This is a genomic window from Anaerotruncus colihominis, from assembly GCF_010206195.1.
GTDB classification, from domain to species: Bacteria; Bacillota; Clostridia; order Oscillospirales; family Ruminococcaceae; genus Anaerotruncus; species Anaerotruncus colihominis_A.
Genome location: NZ_VIQT01000009.1, coordinates 617866 through 633007, shown reverse-complemented (window position 1 = coordinate 633007; position 15142 = coordinate 617866). Strand labels below are relative to the sequence as shown.

Sequence of the window (15142 nt, the reverse complement as noted above, 5' to 3'; positions counted from 1 at the left end):
TTTCCCAATAGACCGGAAGGATTTGACCGAAACAGCAGGCGGGAGGAATTGCTTTTGAAGGGATGACTTTTTGGAAACAATTTGCTATAATAGAGCTGAAAAGACGGCGGTTGAATATTTGGCTTGGCTGCGATAAGGGGGAACAACAGCGGTTTGGCGTGATGGGAGGAGCGGTCATGGATTTTAAACAGCTTGAGGCGTTTGCCGCCGTGGTAAATTTGGGCAGCTTTTCCAAGGCGGGGGACAGGCTGTTTTTAACGCAGCCGACGATCAGCGCGCATATCCGTGCGCTGGAACGGGAGCTTGGCGTACAGCTGATTGTGCGCGCTACAAAGGAGGTCTACCCGTCTAAGGAGGGCAAACGGTTTTACGCCTATGCGCAGAACCTCCTGCGTATGCGGGACGATGCAATCGCCGCCATGACTGAGGCGGTTCCAGTGGTTCGCGGCGTTGTCACAGTCGCCGCGTCCACGATTCCGGCGCAGTATATCCTTCCGGATGCAATGGCCGCTTTTTGCAAATCGTATCCTTATGTGACTTTCCGGCACATTTGCTGCGACAGCGCCGGCGTCGAACGCCTTGTAGCCGATGGGGAAGCCGACATCGGCATAACTGGAGCGCTGATGAACGGCTCGCGCTGTTCCTGGCGCGATTTTGCCGGGGACGAGCTGGTTGTCGTCACGCCGAACACACCGCGGTACAGTGTGTTTTTAAGAGAGGGTATCCCGCCGGAGGTCCTGATCCGGGAGCCGTTTATTCAGCGCGAGGCAGGTTCGGGGACGCGGCGCGCTTATGAGCGGTTTCTCGCGGCTGCGGGGATCAACACCGAGCAGATGCGGGTTGTCGCCGAATTGGAGGATCCGGAGTCCGTCAAGCGGTCAGTTTCCAGAGGGCTTGGCATTTCGATTTTATCACGGCGCGCGATAGAGGAATTTTGTTCATTCGGACTGCTGCTCGCCCTGCCTCTTACGACCGGAATGATCGAACGCAGGCTGTATATCGGCTGCCGGAAGGGTGCGCGCCTTTCGCCTGTAGCCCAGGCATTTTTAGATGAAACCATATCCAACTTTCAGAAGAATGCGGGGGATAACCGTGACACTGGATGAAAAAATCGGCCTTGATCCGGCGCGTGACCGCGTCATATCAATCGCGGGAGCTGGCGGCAAAACGACGCTGATGTTCGCTCTGGCGCGTGAGCGCGCGCGTGAAGGCCGTGCGGCCGCTGTGATGACAACAACGCATATTCTTTGCCCAAAGCCCTCCAAAACGCTTGCCGTTGTGACCGGCGGTCCGCAGGAAGCCGCGCGGGCGTTTTCGCAGGGGAAACTTGTCGCCGCTGGCAGTCCTGATGCAGAGCGCTTCAAAATGACCGCCCCGTCTGGGGAAACAGTGAAATATCTGCTTGATCACGCGCAGGCGTTGATCATTGAAGCGGACGGCTCCAAGCTGCTTCCAATTAAATTTCCGAACGATACCGAGCCAGTGCTGCTGCCGCAGACAAACCGTGTCGTCGTTGTAGCGGGCCTGTCCGCGCTTGGCCGGTCTATGGAGGAGGTCTGCCACCGCGCGCCGCTCGCGTGCGAACGGCTGGATCTTTCACCAAAGGAGCCTGTCACGCCGCGGGTGATCGCGCGGCTTGTGACGGAGGGATATGCCCGCTATCAGCCGATTGTGCTGCTCAACCAGGCGGATACGCCGGAGCGCCTGCGTGCGGGTGAGGAAGCTGCGGCGCTGCTTCGCGGCGCTTTTGATCGCGTCTGTGTGATGTCACTTTTACAGGAGGGATATTTGGAATGTTGATTTATATAAAGGGCGCCGGGGATTTGGCTACAGGGGTGGCGCGCCGCCTGCACGGCTGTGGATTTCAAATTGTCATGACCGAAACGGCGCAGCCGACAACCGTGCGCTGCACAGTGGCGTTTTCACGCGCCGTTTACCAGGGAAGCTGTGAGGTGGAGGGCGTGACGGCGCGTCTGGCGATGGACGCCGGCGAGGCGCGTGCGGTGACGGCGCGCGGTGAAATCGCGGTGATGGTCGATCCGACAGCGCGCTTTTTGGAACAGCTTCAGCCGGATGCGGTCATTGATGCGATCCTTGCAAAGCGCAATACAGGCACCTGTATTACTGATGCGCCGGCTGTCGTCGGACTTGGCCCGGGGTTTGAGGCCGGCGTCGACTGTCATGCGGTGATTGAAACAAAACGCGGCCATTCGCTTGGCAGCGTGATTTATGAGGGCCGCGCCATTGCAAATACAGGCGTGCCCGGAAACATCGGCGGCTTTACAAGCGAACGGATCCTGCGCGCTTCCGGCGACGGTATTTTTAAACCTGTTACAGAGATCGGATGCCTTGTGCGAGAAGGTGATACCGTCGCTTATGTCGGCGAGCTGCCGGTGCGCGCGCAGATCGGCGGCGTTGTGCGAGGGTTGTTGCCCGGCGGGACGCCTGTCCATACCGGGATGAAATCGGGAGACGTTGATCCGCGCGGTATCGTTGAATACTGCTATACCATTTCGGATAAAGCGCGCGCGATTGCAGGCGGCGCGCTTGAAGCGGTGCTGCATCTTTTAAAGGGGAGGGTTCGCTTGTGAGGCGTGCATTTTATCGTGCGATTTCCAATTTGTTGGATATGGGTAAAAGCGGTATCCTGATGACCGCTCTGATTGAAAAGGACGGACGCTTTGAAACGTATAAGGCGCTTTTGGATGACGGCTGTCTTACTTTTGATGACGAGGCGCGGCGCCCCTTCTGGGAGCGGGCTGCCGCAGAACTGCCGCAGGGCGCTTTGCCCTGCATGGCAGACGTAGACGGTGTCCGCGTGTTTTTTGAGCAGGTTTCACCGCACCAGCAGCTTGTAATCTGCGGCGGCGGCCATATCGCAAAGCCGCTGGCCGAAATTGGCGCGCTGCTTGACTTTGATGTGACTGTGATCGACGATCGCCCGGAATTTGCAAACCGCGAGCGCTTTCTGGCTGTGCGCGAGGTCATCTGCGCCCCGTTTGAGCAGGCGCTTGATACGATGGAACGGTCCGATGAAATGTATTATGTTATTGTTACGAACGGCCATCTGCATGATCGCGGCTGCCTGCAAAAGGTTCTGGATCGCGGCCGGTTTGCTTATTGCGGTATGATCGGCAGCCGGAAAAAGGTTTCCGTTGTTATGGAGCAGATGGAGCGTTCCGGCTATGCCAGGGAGCTGCTTGACCGTGTCTATGCGCCGATTGGTCTGCGGATCGGTGCGCAGGCGCCTGCGGAGATTGCCGTATGTATCGCCGCGCAGCTGATTCAGGTGCGCAGCGGCCGCGCCGGCGATGGGTTTGACCGCGCTGCACTCGCCGAATTGGCACAGGGCGTTCCAATGATGCTTGCTACGGTTATTTCAAAGCGCGGTTCAGCGCCGCGCGCAGTTGGCGCAAAGCTGCTGACCGATGGAGAACGATTGTTCGGAACGATCGGAGGGGGCGCAGGGGAAGCGCGGGTTATGGCTTTGACACGTGAAGTGCTGGATTCCGGCGCCCCGCGTCTGGTGGAATGTGATATGACCAATCAGGATGCGGGTAAGGCTGGTATGGTCTGCGGCGGGATTACGACTGTGCTGCTTGAACCGATTCAATAGGTAAGCGCCGCCGTGCCGTAAAGGTACAGCGGCGCTTTGGGTCTGTGAGTCAGCGTCTTGTAAAGAAGCGCCTTACAGAACGGAATGCAGTTCGAACCGCGCCGGTGATGATGCCAAGAAACCCAAAGATTAGGCAGCCGCCGCCTCCGGGATTTGGTTCCGGCTCGGGATCCGGCTCGGGTTCGGGATCTGGCTCGGGTTCAGGATCCGGTTCGGGATCCGGCTCAGGATCCGGCTCGGGATCCGGTTCGGGATCCGGCTCAGGATCCGGTTCGGGATCCGGCTCGGGTTCAGGATCCGGTTCGGGATCTGGCTCAGGATCCGGCTCGGGATCCGGTTCGGGATCTGGTTCGGGCAGCGGATCGAGATGATTAAGCCCCGCGGCACGGATGATGGCCGGAAAATCCTGATAGGCGTAATCGAGGTCGACATCCACCGCGATACCGGGAACGCGGCCGGTCCAGCTATGTTGCCAGATTCCCACATTGCCGGGATAGGATGGGGACGCTGCGCCGATATGCGCGACCCAGACCGCGTAGCGCGCAATACGCGCGGGCGCGTAGCGGTAAAGCCGTGTCAGAGCCGCAGCAGGCATATAGATCGCCGCAAAGTAACCGGCCTGTTCGACACGCTGCAAAAACGCGTCGATAATCGCCAACTGCTGCGCCGGTTCCATGCCCGCATAGCTGACGCCGCCGCGCGACCCGCCGATCTGGAACGGCTCCTCAAAGTCGTAGGCGACCGGATATTCCGGCTGGAGTCCTTTGATAACACGCAGGAAGAAATCTGCTTCCCTGAGCGCATCGTCGGGTGTGCGTGCGTAGGAATAGTGGAACAGGCCGTATGGGATGCCGTTATCTTTGGCGCCGCGCGCGTTTTCATAAAGCCTACTATCAATCTGCCGATCATTATCCCATCCGTAACAGGCGCGGATCATCGCAAAGTCAGCCGTGACGGCGGGCCAGTCGATGGCGCCCTGTACATAGGATACGTCGATACCTTGTTTTCTCATAGTACATTTCTCCTGTATTTGAGCGGCTTGAATACCGCCTGATTCAGTCTATGTTTCAGTGGACGTACCCGTGAATAATCGGCTTTACAGATTTGCACATAGTACCAGTACCAATCGGCATTGCCAGAACAGAAAAAATTTGATATAATTTATTCTGCAAGACAAATATAGTTTCCCTATGAAAATGCCCTGTGATTTCACGGGGCGTTTTCATTGATGTTGCTTGGAAATTTTGGGTGAATTGCAAGTGAAATTGCGAAAAAAGTAGTGGAAATTTAAAAGTTCGTTCAATTTCAACAAAAGAGGTATCCATAAAATAGGAAAAAGGTTGAAGGGCATACTTGCCCCTCAACCTTTTTTATGATGTTCTGCGTCTATAGAAACTCAATGGTATTATTCCGTCAAAGATGCGTCATAATCGTCCGATCGTGTGGACGCATCAGATTCAACCCCGGACGCAGCATCCGGCCAATTCTCCGGGTCGAACGGGTCGTGAAACTCAATACCGGATGCCATGTCAAACCATTCCGTAGAAGCATCATATTCATATGGCGTCCCGTCCTCATTCATAAATACGTCACCGTCCGGAATATCATTCGTTTCAATCAAATACCTGACCAAAGGCCACACAAAAACAACACATACCAGAAGGAAGATCAAAACGAGAACAGCATCAACAATCGCCTTTACCTTTGGCATATCCCAAAACGCCCTGCGAAATAAGATACGAATGATCATAAAAACAATCATCGTAATCGCAAACGGCAGGACAACTTTCAAAAAGTTGGAAAAGAATATTTCGTTAACCATTTCTTCATTCAATCTTGGCAAACTCGGCATAGCTGTCACACATCCTCAAACAGTCATAAGGTTTTCAGGTGGGCAAGAAAAAGGTCGTCAGAGCATTTGTAATCAAGAATCTTGCGGGGGTAGCGGTTCATCCAATCCTGAATGCGTTGGATGTCCTGCTCGCTGTAGCCCTCTATCGGCGTCCCCTTGGGTATAAAACGCCGAATCATCGCGTTTGCGTTCTCATTGGAGCCGCGCTCCCAAGCGGAATAGGGGTGACAATAGTAAATCTTTGTCCGCGGGGATTTTGAGCAGTAAGACTTTTCCATCCCCGCACAATCCATAAATTCGGAGCCATTGTCAACCGTGATGCTTTTAAAAAGCAAAGAGAACCGCCGCCCATACCTGCGTTCAAGGCGGTTAAGCGCATGGACAACCTCGGCTGTCGTCTTATGCCGCAGCTTCATAATAATTTCCTGCCGGGTAAAGCGTTCCGTCAGCACAAGCAAAACCTGTCCTTTCCCCTTGGCCTTGCCTATGACCGTATCCATTTCCCAATGGCCAATCTCAATACGCCGCTGGATATCAGCCGGTCGAGCCTCTATGCCTTGGCATAGGGGCTTTTTTGTCCTGACATGAACCTTGCAATATGGCCGCCTGGAATCCTTGCGGCGCGGCAAGTGTTCGTTGGAGAGCCGCAGGAATACGCGCCGGTCAATGTAGTTGTACAGCGTTTTAACGCAGACCGTCGTCTGAAAAGCCAGCCCCCGCGCCCGGATTTCTCCCAACACAGCAGCCGGGGAATACCGCTCGGAAATGATCTTTCCTTCTATGTACGCCGCAAAGGCATGGTCATCCCCGATTTTAAGCTGCGCACCCTTGGCTGTGGCCTTGTAATCATAGTCCCGCTGTGCAATGTCCGCGCTGTAAGCAGATACCGTCTCCCATTCGGAGGTTAACCGTTTGTAGTTCCCCCGTTTCAGTTCCCGATAGACCGTACTGACAGAACAGCCGATATGCGCCGCAATCTCTTTAACGCATGTCCCCGTTTTCCGTAACGCCTCAATCTTAATCCTGTCCGCATATCCTAAATGACGAAAAGTCCCCGTACCCTTCAAAACATTCACCCCGTCGCCGTTACATGCCGATTGTGTTCCTGCCTCATCCTTTCATCGAATGGGGCAGGCGCTTGTACCACAGGCTTGGCAAACCGTCAATAGCTTTCGCGGATTACAAAACAGTTACAAATGAAGGCGTTTGAAAAGCCTGTCAGAGCGTGCGAAAACGCATTTGTAACCATTTTGTAACCCACGGTCTATTGACTGTCCGCCGCGCCTGCGGCCTCCTTGTAAACAAGGAGGGGCAAGCCCCTCCACCCCCGGCGACGGGGCAACTCCAAGCTTGGGGGACGGGGTAAGCACGGATAAAGAAACCGCCCTCTAAAAAAGAAAGGCGGTGAGAATGTGCAAAGCAAACGGCTTTACGACCTGCTGTGTTTTATCATGGCAAACCCGCAAAACCGCTACTTCTGTAGATACCATGACGGCACATGGTATCTGCGGATAGCGGAATAAAGCACAACCTTTAACCAATAGCAAAAAGGCGGTTTCTTTATCCACCCAAATAATAGCAAATCAATCGAATTTTGTCAACAAATAAGGAGTGGAAAACATGAATAGAAACGAAATCATAAAGCAAGCCATTGCGGCCTATGGGAAGGATGCACAGACCGACATCTGCATAGAAGAATGCAGCGAATTGACCAAGGCGCTGCTGAAATACCGCAGGAATGACCGGTTTGGACAAACCTGTAATGAACACGAGCTGACGAATATCCGGGAGGAAATTGCGGACGTACAGATCATGATAGACCAGATGCGTTTGATCTATGGAGATACCACGCAGGAGGAAAAGTACAAACTTGAGCGTTTGGCTAAGAGACTTGAGAATCTGAAAGGAAATTGCCATGAATGAACCCGTATATAGCGATATTTACCCCGCCAAACGCTGCGAATACCGGTATAATTACCTGACGCAAAAGCTGGAACGAATCGAAAAGCATGTCCGCAAGAAGCAGATCAACGGCGTGCCATGCTCCGTCGTGGAATCGGAAGTAACAGCCGAATTCGACGTGCGCCGCCAAATGTGGGAGAAGATGCCCGGCTACTGGGTACAGCTTTACGACAGCTTGCCAAATGAAAGCGTATATCCATTTAGGCCATAAAGGAAAATGACAGCCGCCCCGGCCGGGGCGGCTGTCTTGCGTTAATTGTCCCCACGGTCTTTACGCGGGGAGAATTGTATTTTTTCCATGCGCCGAATCTTTTCAAAGGTATCATAGCAGGCACGCAAAGCGTCGGACTGCACAAAGCTTGCCTTGCGCAGCGGTTTGACCTTGCGTTTGACCGCAACCGGGTTTTCAATGACCATGGCATATTGGAGTGCATCGTATTCGCGGTTTCTGGTCAGCCGTCCCGCCCAGGTGGAGCAGCTAACCACCGTCGCGGCCTGTTCGCGCAAAGGCTTTGCGACCCGTGTAAAAAACTGCGCCGTCGCCACAATCTTCACCCGCTGCTTGCGCTGCTGGGATACCTCGGAAAGAAGCGATTCCGGCACGTCGTTCCAGCTTTTGGCCGAATACTCCGAATGGATTTCATCGATTGCAAAGATAATCCCGTCCGTGCCGTTGCGAAGCGTCAGCATGTCCCGCCAGTCGGTCATAATATGGTCGGAGCGGTAATAAGCAAAGTTGGTTACAATGATGCATTTGGGGTACTTCTCTTTCATCAGCTCCAGATACCGCACCATGGAAATGGTTTTGCCCGCGCCCTGGCGGCCTACATAAAACGTGAAACCATATTCGTTGAATTCGCCCCGGTGCAGGTCGCGTTCAAGGAAATCAACGAGCAGCCAGCGGAACAGATCAAGCCATTTGTTTTTAATGTACGGCGCGCGCAGATCGTCCACACGCAGCCGCAGAGGGTTAAAATGATACCGGATGAAGAAATAGGCCAGCGCGCCAAACAGGAGCGCACAGCCGCCGCAGACGATGATTTTAATAACCAGACCGAGAAAAGCGCCGATTGGCGCGAACATGTTTCCAACCACAGAACCCAAATCAATCATTATGACACCCCCGGTATCTTGCGGATTAACCACATCAGAATAGACCAGACGAATTTGAGATTATAGACGATCAGCACGATGATAGCGCAGCGGCTGAGAAGGGAAACGGATACAAACATGTTGACGAATTTGATCACATAGAGCAGCGGCGACATGGACATATTCAGGCCGCTGAAGCTGGGGAATTTCGGGAACAGGTTGATTAAAAAGTGTGCCAGCGCAAAGAAGATGTTGCAGAAAAACTCAATGATCACGCGCTATCCCTCCTCGGTGAAGAAATGCCGCAATTTATGATAGCAGGCAATCGCAGTAAACAAGCAGGCGCTCGCGTTTAAAACATTACGAAGAAAATCTATATATGGGCGAGCTGATGCAAAGAAGTCAACCCTTGTTCCGCGATAGCCGGGAAATAGAAAATTGTTCGGTATTGTAAGCCTAAGGCTTATGTCGGGTGGGCTGGCAAGCACCCTGAAAAAGTCGTTGATCATCTGGTAAAGCTGCCCCAGCCCCGCAAAGCGGCTGTTGATGTGGTCGTTTAAGCTGGAAAGCTGGTCATTGAAATAATTGCCGTCCGGTACAAACAGATCACGGATAAACATCCCGATGTCTGCGAGCGTGTCAAAAAATCCCCGGCTCTGGCCGTCCGCAGCAAGGACAGGGACGGACAGCGTAAACGCGACCAGCACGGCTACAAGGATAATCAGGCTTTTTTTGCGCATCCGTATTACCTCCATCGGCGGCGGCGGGGACGCCTGTGCCGCGCTTCGTCGTATTCACGGGAAAGGTTTTCGTACATTTCCCGCCGCTGGTCATATCGTTCAGGGAATTGTTCCCTGTACTGCTTGTCAGCCTCATCTGACAGGAACCGGTCGTCCACCTTGCGCATCACCGTATAATTTGGATTGCGCTGCCTGAAAAGCCCTTCGGCAACAAAATTGTTTTCACGGCTGGAAATCCTGCTTTCAGCGGACAAAACCGGATTGCGGCGCACAAATTCAATACCCGCCGCCGCTGAAATCTGCCGCCTGTATATGGCCTCCTCATAAGCGCGTTCAGGATGGCGTTGGCGGATTGCCTGATCTGCCTGATAGGATAATTCGCGCTGATAGATTTTTTCGTTCAAATCCGCAAGTGGATTGCGCAGCCGGAAACGTGCCTTTGCAAGCAAGCCGACTTCCATTTCAGCGACGCGATCTTCAACAATGGAATCAAGGTTGCGCCGCCTGTCCTCGGCCTTGACTTTGCGGTGAAATTCCCGTTTCCAGACGCTGTTATACAGGTTCAGCTTATCAAGGAACAGACGCAGGAAAATGCCGGAGATCAGGCAGACGGAGAACACAACGCCAGCTATCCGAAGCCCCGTGCTGGAGAGCGCCCCGTATGAGATTTTGAGGCTTTCGGAAAGATAATCAAAAGACGATTCGCTTAACACAGTCCGGGGCATGTTGTAATTGGGCGGCGGCCATTGGATTTCCGCGAAGCACGGAACGGAGCAGAACGCCAGCAGAAGGATTACTGCCAGAAAAACAGCGGATTTTTTCAATTGGTCGCCCCCTCTATCGGCCAATATGACTAACGGTTTGCAAAATGACATAAACAACTAAGACAGTCATAAATGTCCAAAGACAGACATTGAAAATAGCGCCAATGTTCGTCCAGAGAGTAAACGACATTTCGTTAAGCGCATCCATAGAGAAAACAACATATTCCTCATTGATGAGAATCACCCCCAGGCAAACGGATTGTGAAATTCAACGTTCGCCGCAATGTCAAACCATGCAAACGGGTCATGCCAATCCACGCCAGACGCAGTGTCAAACCACGCGAACGGGTCGTGCCAGTCTATATGACCACCGATATCAGGGAATTCCCCGGGGATGCCGCCGCTCTCAGAACCGGAATTCTTATTGTAGGTTACAAGAATCCTTAAATCATTTTCAGGCATCGTTCCGGAAACTGTTGGCTTATCCGCTGTGTAGCCTGTAATGACGGGGGAGACGATGGAATACGGCGCGCCAGCCTCCAGATGCTTGATTACGATATCGGACGCTGCTGCACCGTCTGAAAACTGATAGACAACCGACAGCGTGTATAAAAGTTCGCCCGGAACAGGAAGATATGTAACAGTAACCGTCAGGTCGTTATCGGGCATCGTACCGGATACAATTGCCTGATCGGTATAAAAACCGCCGATAACAGGCGATACAACCTGATACGCCGCCCCGGCCTCGTATGTTTTAATAGCCGGTTCAGCAGCCTGCGAGCCGTCCTCATACTGGTATTGGATGGTCAGGATGTGCTCTGTCGGCGCTTCCGGTTCCCTGTCCAAGTCATCTATTACCTGGAGCTCGCTCATATCTCCGAAATATGGATAATCGCCCCTTGTATTCTCCGGGAAAGCATAATTGTTGAAGAAGATACGGCCACGGCCTAAAACGGGAGAACTGTTGAATGAATAGAATGTCCCATCCGGTCTGAAAGTGAAAGAATATCCAGAAGAAAGCGATAAAATACCGTTTGACAAAGAAAGGGATGAAACAGGGCCAGCATCTACGGATAAAAATGCGGGACTGGAAACAGTACCTCTAAATGAAAAGAAAATCACATAATTATCATCGGCCTGCCATTCGTCCATGACCGTTTTCCATGCTTCCTGCGCTTCTGCCTTTGCGTTAGCTAAATATACATCAAACGAATATACCCCGTCAGAAACCTTCGTCAGGTTTTCCGCAATATCCGGATAATCCGAAACAGAAACAACCTGTGGTACAGCCGCAGCCAGCGTTTCCATATCGTTTAGATCATTCGTGCCAATCAAACCGTTGATATCTGAAAGCGCCTGGGAAATCCTGTCCCAATGGTTAAACGGCCGGTCAGCCGCGAAGGAAGGAAGCGAAAAGCCCGCCGCGCATACGGCTGCGCAGACACTCGCTAAGAACCGTTTCCATTTTTTCATGAATCATCACTCCTGTATTTTTTGCCCAGTCAGGCACCCACCAAGGGTAATGGTAAATATTGTCGTCCGGGATATCAAATTCCCACGGGATAGAAGAACCGAACGGGTCGTACCCGTCTAATGGGTCGTAATCGTCCCACGAACTGCCGGGGGGGTGTGTAGTCGTAGTCGAACGGGTCAAATAAGTGCCATCCTTTGTAGTCCCAGTCGTCATCCTTCGGCGGGATATCCAATCCACCGCCGGAAGTTCCGCCGCCGCCCCCACCGGGACCGCCGCCGGAACCTCCCGGCTTTACGTTTTCATCCGGCCAGCCGTCGCCGTCTGTGTCTATGTTGTCGTCCGGTTTCCCGTCGCCGTCCGTATCAATGTTGACGTCCGGCTTGCCGTCCCCGTCCGTATCTATGTTGACGTCGGGTTTCCCGTCGCCGTTCGTATCGACGTTGACGTCCGGCTTGCCGTCGCCGTTCGTATCGACGTTGACGTCCGGCTTGCCGTCGCCGTCCGTATCGATATTGACGTCCGGTTTGCCGTCCCCGTTGGTATCAATGTTGACGTCCGGTTTGCCGTCCCCGTTGGTATCAATGTTGACGTCCGGTTTGCCGTCCCCGTTGGTATCAATGTTGACGTCCGGTTTGCCGTCCCCGTCTGTATCGATGTTGACATCTGGTATCCCGTCGCCGTCCGTATCTATATTGATATCCGGGTCGGGGTCAGGGTCAGGATCGGGGTCTGTAATCTCCGGGGGCATCGTCCCTGTGCGGATTGGAAGCCACCAGTCATAATACCGGTTGATGTCTTTCCCGTTGACAGGTATTTCGAATTTTTCGGGCAGTACGTTGAATTTCCCCGAACTGGCGGCAGAAGCGACAAGCGTATTCTTAAACGGATAATTCGGAATCGAACCGGCCAGCGGCGACGCATCGATCACATAGGAAAAATGAAGCATCTGCGTCGCGTCGTAAATCTGGTTGTTGCAAATCAGCTTGTCCTTTTTAAAGTCGTACTGCAAAAGGATGTACTTTGCCCCCTGCACATGCGGCATGAATTGCATCGGGTCAGCGTCGCGCGGATTGCGATAAGAAAATTCGCCTAAAAGCGTGCTTGCGGGCTTTTGGGTTGGGAACCGTACAATGTACACCCACCAGCGGCGGTCGTCGCCGATGTATTTGCCCTCGTAGTAGCCGTTTGTAAGCTCCTGCCGTAAAAGCACCAGATACGGCGCGTCGCTTAAATTGTCTATAAAGTCAGACTGGATATCTTTGTTGGTAGTCTCAAACTTTACAGTTGTATTGCCGTTTGGGGATACAAACGACGGTACATCCGGGATAAAGACTTTGTCCGCGCTGTCGTCCGACCAGTCGGCAAACGCAGGTATGGAGCAGGTGAGAAGCAGGAAAGCGGCTGTAAAGATGGAAAGAAAACGTTTCATATTGTCACCGCCTATCTGGAATATTTGTCAAGTATCTTAATGAGAATATATACCAAAGAAATAACAAAAAATGCCCATAAGCCGACGTTGAACGCAACACCGACGTAATATCTAATCACATCCTTCCCTTCCTCAAGAAACATCGGATTCCATGGAACGTATTCCTTGCGGTTTGCGATGTATGGAGATATGCGGCTTTCACCCGATAACATGATTGCGGTCGCGGCCTGCATGAGAATTGGAGAATTAAACATTACACTCCCTCCTTATCTTTTTATTTTTGATGGTCAGGAAAAGAGAATATAAAAGCTTCGCGCCGAATGTGCATCCGACAGAAAACGTAATACCTAACAGGAAAAACAGGGCGGCCAATATTCCGAATTGTTTTGCAATCTGTTCCAAGACAGCCTGCGAAGCGGTCAGACAGATACACATTGTTAAATCCCTCCTGATAAGAATGGGCGGCGGCCTTGTCAGGCCGCCGCCGCAAGGCGCTGATTACGTGTGAAACAGACGGGAGAGTACAGCGGGGATAATGCGGATGCCAAGGAAGATTGAAAACAAGCCAACCCCGATCGGCAGAATCGTGCTCATATTGGCGTAAATGCCGTAAAGAATTGGAACAAGCAAATCCTGCGTAATGTCAGGAAACGGAAGCGTAGTTTGGGGCATGGCTGCACCTCCCTTGAAATTTTTGCTGTCTCATCGCCGCTATCACATGCGAACGAAACGCGAAATCAGGCCGGGGATAATGCGGATGCCGAGGAAGATTGCAAACAGGCCAAGGCCAATCGGCAAAATCACGCCGATGTTGGCGACAACGCCCTCAACAAGCGGCGTCAGCATTTCCTCCGTAATGGCAATTGTCGGCAGTTTGTCCATGATAAACCTCCTTTAAAATTTTGTTATGTTACCGCTGTGGCGGGAACAATCAGAATCTGGTGAAACGGGAGAGCAGGCACGGCACAATCTTAATCCCGATAAAGACCGCCGCAAGGCCAAGCACAATCGGGAGCAGCACCCCGATATTGGCGGTTATGCTGTCCATGATCGGCGTCATGTCCTCTGGCGTCAGTACGGACGGCGGGACGCCCGAATCAAGGATTACCATTGTCGGCATGGGCTTTCCTCCTTTCCTTTGATTTACAAACCGCTTTCTATGAAGGTGCGGTAAAACCAGACCGCACCCCATATCAGCAGAATCAGGCTGACAGCAACGGGGAATACGCCGTACAGGACAATATCCGAATTGCGGCGCAAAGCCGCGAGATCGTCAAGCTGTTGGCTTGTAAGCTGTAAGGAATCCGCGCCGCCTGAATCCAGAACAGGCTCGGGGTAAATCCATCCCGCGCCGGACTGCACGTCCATCATTTCCGGTTCGGTATCCTCGGCGGATATGGCGACAGGAAGAACCAGAAACAGCGCGATGAAAACAAGCAGCGTGCCGCAAAGCAGGAACACCCATTGCGGGGTAAAGCGGTTATGACGGTTCATGCGGCAATTCCCCTTCGTCCCAATCTAAATTGAACGTCTTGTATTTGACACGCATACCCGTGCCGGGGATTGCGTATTCCTGCCCCTCGAACGATGCGTAATCAATATTCATGAATTCGGCGGGGACTTCCCGTTTGAGCGTCTTGCCGCCTGAAAGATAGAACTTGCCAAAAATCTTCTCATTGCCTTTGGTGATGTATTTCGTCACATACTTGATGATTGCGGGCCGTCCGTCCAGCTCTATGACGGTACTGAAGCCGTACTTCCAGCCCGGAAGGTTGTAAATCGCCTGCCCATTCTCCGTCTGTCTGCCGCTGTCGGAAAGATTCAGCCTGTCCGCGTTTGCAAGCATATGAAAGTGAATTGCGCATTCGGTTTCGCCCGGGCGGGGCTTATGGTATTCCGGGAACAGAAGGTAATCCATTTTATGGCGCTGTACCATGTTGCTTAACCAGACGCGCAGCTTCGGGTAAATCTTCGCCGTGTCGTACCGGTCGATCTTCTCCTGATCAAGCGTCAGCGTTATGAAATACCGGAACTGATTGGCCAGCCCGATTTCAAACGCCTTATCAATTGCCCGCTTGACGCTGTCAGTGCGCGTCCTCTTTTCTCCCGGCTCTTTATACAAGGTGATCGGTACGTACCGGCCTTCAAACGGGGAGTAAATTGTCTTTCCTTCTACAAATTTATAAGCCATTTCGCCAGTCTCCGGGTCGTAT

At 52.8% G+C, this 15142-nt stretch carries 20 protein-coding genes; 6 read left to right on the top strand and 14 right to left on the bottom strand.

The genetic code is table 11. The features are described 5' to 3' along the window. Window positions 1-176 precede the first annotated feature (176 nt). The 4 genes from FMM72_RS07270 to FMM72_RS07255 are packed head-to-tail and all read left to right on the top strand — an operon-like array spanning window position 177 to window position 3616. Window positions 177-1106, top strand: coding sequence for a selenium metabolism-associated LysR family transcriptional regulator (locus FMM72_RS07270; protein WP_160210070.1), 930 nt, complete (start codon window positions 177-179; stop codon window positions 1104-1106). After that, window positions 1093-1800, top strand: a complete 708-nt coding sequence (yqeC, locus tag FMM72_RS07265) for a selenium cofactor biosynthesis protein YqeC (protein WP_162221014.1) — start codon at window positions 1093-1095, stop codon at window positions 1798-1800. Before FMM72_RS07270 ends, yqeC begins: the two co-directional genes overlap by 14 nt. Further along, a complete protein-coding gene (gene yqeB / locus FMM72_RS07260) occupies window positions 1794-2591 on the top strand; it encodes a selenium-dependent molybdenum cofactor biosynthesis protein YqeB (protein WP_162221013.1) in 798 nt (265 codons plus the stop codon). Before yqeC ends, yqeB begins: the two co-directional genes overlap by 7 nt. Next, window positions 2588-3616 carry an XdhC family protein gene (locus tag FMM72_RS07255; RefSeq protein WP_257431077.1) on the top strand — a complete coding sequence of 343 codons (1029 nt, stop codon included), beginning with the start codon at window positions 2588-2590 and terminating at the stop codon, window positions 3614-3616. The genes yqeB and FMM72_RS07255 overlap by 4 nt, the downstream gene beginning before the upstream one ends. Window positions 3617-3665: 49 nt before the next feature. Here the strand turns inward: FMM72_RS07255 and FMM72_RS07250 are convergent, their stop codons facing one another. The 3 genes from FMM72_RS07250 to FMM72_RS07240 form a co-directional block, all read right to left on the bottom strand. Next, a complete protein-coding gene (locus FMM72_RS07250; RefSeq protein ID WP_162221012.1) occupies window positions 3666-4628 on the bottom strand; it encodes a glycoside hydrolase family 25 protein in 963 nt (320 codons plus the stop codon). Between the two features lie 393 nt (window positions 4629-5021). Then, on the bottom strand, window positions 5022-5468 hold the full coding sequence (locus FMM72_RS07245; protein ID WP_162221011.1) for a hypothetical protein: 447 nt from the start codon (window positions 5466-5468) through the stop codon (window positions 5022-5024). A gap of 23 nt (window positions 5469-5491) precedes the next feature. Continuing rightward, window positions 5492-6544 (bottom strand): IS30 family transposase, encoded by a 1053-nt coding sequence (locus FMM72_RS07240; protein WP_431603335.1) that lies wholly within the window; start codon window positions 6542-6544, stop codon window positions 5492-5494. A gap of 544 nt (window positions 6545-7088) precedes the next feature. On the opposite strand from FMM72_RS07240, the gene FMM72_RS07235 reads away from it, so the two are divergent. Together FMM72_RS07235 and FMM72_RS07230 are read left to right on the top strand one after the other, a co-directional pair. Further along, a complete protein-coding gene (locus tag FMM72_RS07235) occupies window positions 7089-7391 on the top strand; it encodes a hypothetical protein (RefSeq protein WP_162221009.1) in 303 nt (100 codons plus the stop codon). Beyond that, window positions 7384-7641, top strand: a complete 258-nt coding sequence (locus FMM72_RS07230) for a hypothetical protein (protein WP_162221008.1) — start codon at window positions 7384-7386, stop codon at window positions 7639-7641. The genes FMM72_RS07235 and FMM72_RS07230 overlap by 8 nt, the downstream gene beginning before the upstream one ends. 41 nt (window positions 7642-7682) lie before the next feature. Here the strand turns inward: FMM72_RS07230 and FMM72_RS07225 are convergent, their stop codons facing one another. The 11 genes from FMM72_RS07225 to FMM72_RS07175 all read right to left on the bottom strand — a co-directional run bounded on the left by FMM72_RS07225 (window position 7683) and on the right by FMM72_RS07175 (window position 15120). Continuing rightward, a complete protein-coding gene (locus FMM72_RS07225; protein ID WP_162221007.1) occupies window positions 7683-8543 on the bottom strand; it encodes a zonular occludens toxin domain-containing protein in 861 nt (286 codons plus the stop codon). Then, window positions 8543-8797, bottom strand: coding sequence for a hypothetical protein (locus FMM72_RS07220; RefSeq protein ID WP_162220845.1), 255 nt, complete (start codon window positions 8795-8797; stop codon window positions 8543-8545). The genes FMM72_RS07225 and FMM72_RS07220 overlap by 1 nt, the downstream gene beginning before the upstream one ends. A gap of 3 nt (window positions 8798-8800) precedes the next feature. Further along, window positions 8801-9262, bottom strand: coding sequence for a hypothetical protein (locus tag FMM72_RS07215; RefSeq protein WP_162221006.1), 462 nt, complete (start codon window positions 9260-9262; stop codon window positions 8801-8803). A 5-nt stretch (window positions 9263-9267) separates the two neighbouring features. Continuing rightward, entirely contained in the window at window positions 9268-10086 is an 819-nt protein-coding gene (locus FMM72_RS07210) for a hypothetical protein (RefSeq protein ID WP_162221005.1), read from the bottom strand. Between the two features lie 180 nt (window positions 10087-10266). Beyond that, window positions 10267-11499 carry a MucBP domain-containing protein gene (locus FMM72_RS07205; protein WP_162221004.1) on the bottom strand — a complete coding sequence of 411 codons (1233 nt, stop codon included), beginning with the start codon at window positions 11497-11499 and terminating at the stop codon, window positions 10267-10269. A 74-nt stretch (window positions 11500-11573) separates the two neighbouring features. Next, on the bottom strand, window positions 11574-12929 hold the full coding sequence (locus FMM72_RS17390) for a hypothetical protein (protein ID WP_279285981.1): 1356 nt from the start codon (window positions 12927-12929) through the stop codon (window positions 11574-11576). A gap of 498 nt (window positions 12930-13427) precedes the next feature. Continuing rightward, window positions 13428-13601 (bottom strand): hypothetical protein, encoded by a 174-nt coding sequence (locus FMM72_RS07195; RefSeq protein WP_162221003.1) that lies wholly within the window; start codon window positions 13599-13601, stop codon window positions 13428-13430. A gap of 42 nt (window positions 13602-13643) precedes the next feature. Continuing rightward, window positions 13644-13811, bottom strand: coding sequence for a hypothetical protein (locus FMM72_RS07190; RefSeq protein WP_162221002.1), 168 nt, complete (start codon window positions 13809-13811; stop codon window positions 13644-13646). Between the two features lie 49 nt (window positions 13812-13860). Next, window positions 13861-14049, bottom strand: a complete 189-nt coding sequence (locus tag FMM72_RS07185; protein WP_162221001.1) for a hypothetical protein — start codon at window positions 14047-14049, stop codon at window positions 13861-13863. A gap of 23 nt (window positions 14050-14072) precedes the next feature. Next, complete coding sequence (locus FMM72_RS07180; RefSeq protein WP_162220851.1) at window positions 14073-14423, bottom strand: hypothetical protein; 351 nt, start codon at window positions 14421-14423, stop codon at window positions 14073-14075. After that, entirely contained in the window at window positions 14410-15120 is a 711-nt protein-coding gene (locus FMM72_RS07175; RefSeq protein ID WP_162221000.1) for a rolling circle replication-associated protein, read from the bottom strand. Before FMM72_RS07175 ends, FMM72_RS07180 begins: the two co-directional genes overlap by 14 nt. Between the last annotated feature and the right edge of the window lie 22 nt (window positions 15121-15142).

What these genes read in the sequence shown, in the direction of transcription:
- yqeB (WP_162221013.1), top strand. Translation starts at nt 1,794, where the DNA reads ATGTTGATTTATATAAAGGGCGCCGGGGATTTGGCTACAGGGGTGGCG.
- FMM72_RS07205 (WP_162221004.1), bottom strand. Translation starts at nt 11,499, where the DNA reads ATGAAAAAATGGAAACGGTTCTTAGCGAGTGTCTGCGCAGCCGTATGC.
- FMM72_RS07190 (WP_162221002.1), bottom strand. Translation starts at nt 13,811, where the DNA reads ATGGACAAACTGCCGACAATTGCCATTACGGAGGAAATGCTGACGCCG.
- FMM72_RS07250 (WP_162221012.1), bottom strand. Translation starts at nt 4,628, where the DNA reads ATGAGAAAACAAGGTATCGACGTATCCTATGTACAGGGCGCCATCGAC.
- FMM72_RS17390 (WP_279285981.1), bottom strand. Translation starts at nt 12,929, where the DNA reads ATGAAACGTTTTCTTTCCATCTTTACAGCCGCTTTCCTGCTTCTCACC.
- FMM72_RS07175 (WP_162221000.1), bottom strand. Translation starts at nt 15,120, where the DNA reads ATGGCTTATAAATTTGTAGAAGGAAAGACAATTTACTCCCCGTTTGAA.
- FMM72_RS07185 (WP_162221001.1), bottom strand. Translation starts at nt 14,049, where the DNA reads ATGCCGACAATGGTAATCCTTGATTCGGGCGTCCCGCCGTCCGTACTG.
- FMM72_RS07195 (WP_162221003.1), bottom strand. Translation starts at nt 13,601, where the DNA reads ATGCCCCAAACTACGCTTCCGTTTCCTGACATTACGCAGGATTTGCTT.
- FMM72_RS07225 (WP_162221007.1), bottom strand. Translation starts at nt 8,543, where the DNA reads ATGATTGATTTGGGTTCTGTGGTTGGAAACATGTTCGCGCCAATCGGC.
- FMM72_RS07230 (WP_162221008.1), top strand. Translation starts at nt 7,384, where the DNA reads ATGAATGAACCCGTATATAGCGATATTTACCCCGCCAAACGCTGCGAA.
- FMM72_RS07245 (WP_162221011.1), bottom strand. Translation starts at nt 5,468, where the DNA reads ATGCCGAGTTTGCCAAGATTGAATGAAGAAATGGTTAACGAAATATTC.
- FMM72_RS07215 (WP_162221006.1), bottom strand. Translation starts at nt 9,262, where the DNA reads ATGCGCAAAAAAAGCCTGATTATCCTTGTAGCCGTGCTGGTCGCGTTT.
- FMM72_RS07270 (WP_160210070.1), top strand. Translation starts at nt 177, where the DNA reads ATGGATTTTAAACAGCTTGAGGCGTTTGCCGCCGTGGTAAATTTGGGC.
- FMM72_RS07235 (WP_162221009.1), top strand. Translation starts at nt 7,089, where the DNA reads ATGAATAGAAACGAAATCATAAAGCAAGCCATTGCGGCCTATGGGAAG.
- FMM72_RS07180 (WP_162220851.1), bottom strand. Translation starts at nt 14,423, where the DNA reads ATGAACCGTCATAACCGCTTTACCCCGCAATGGGTGTTCCTGCTTTGC.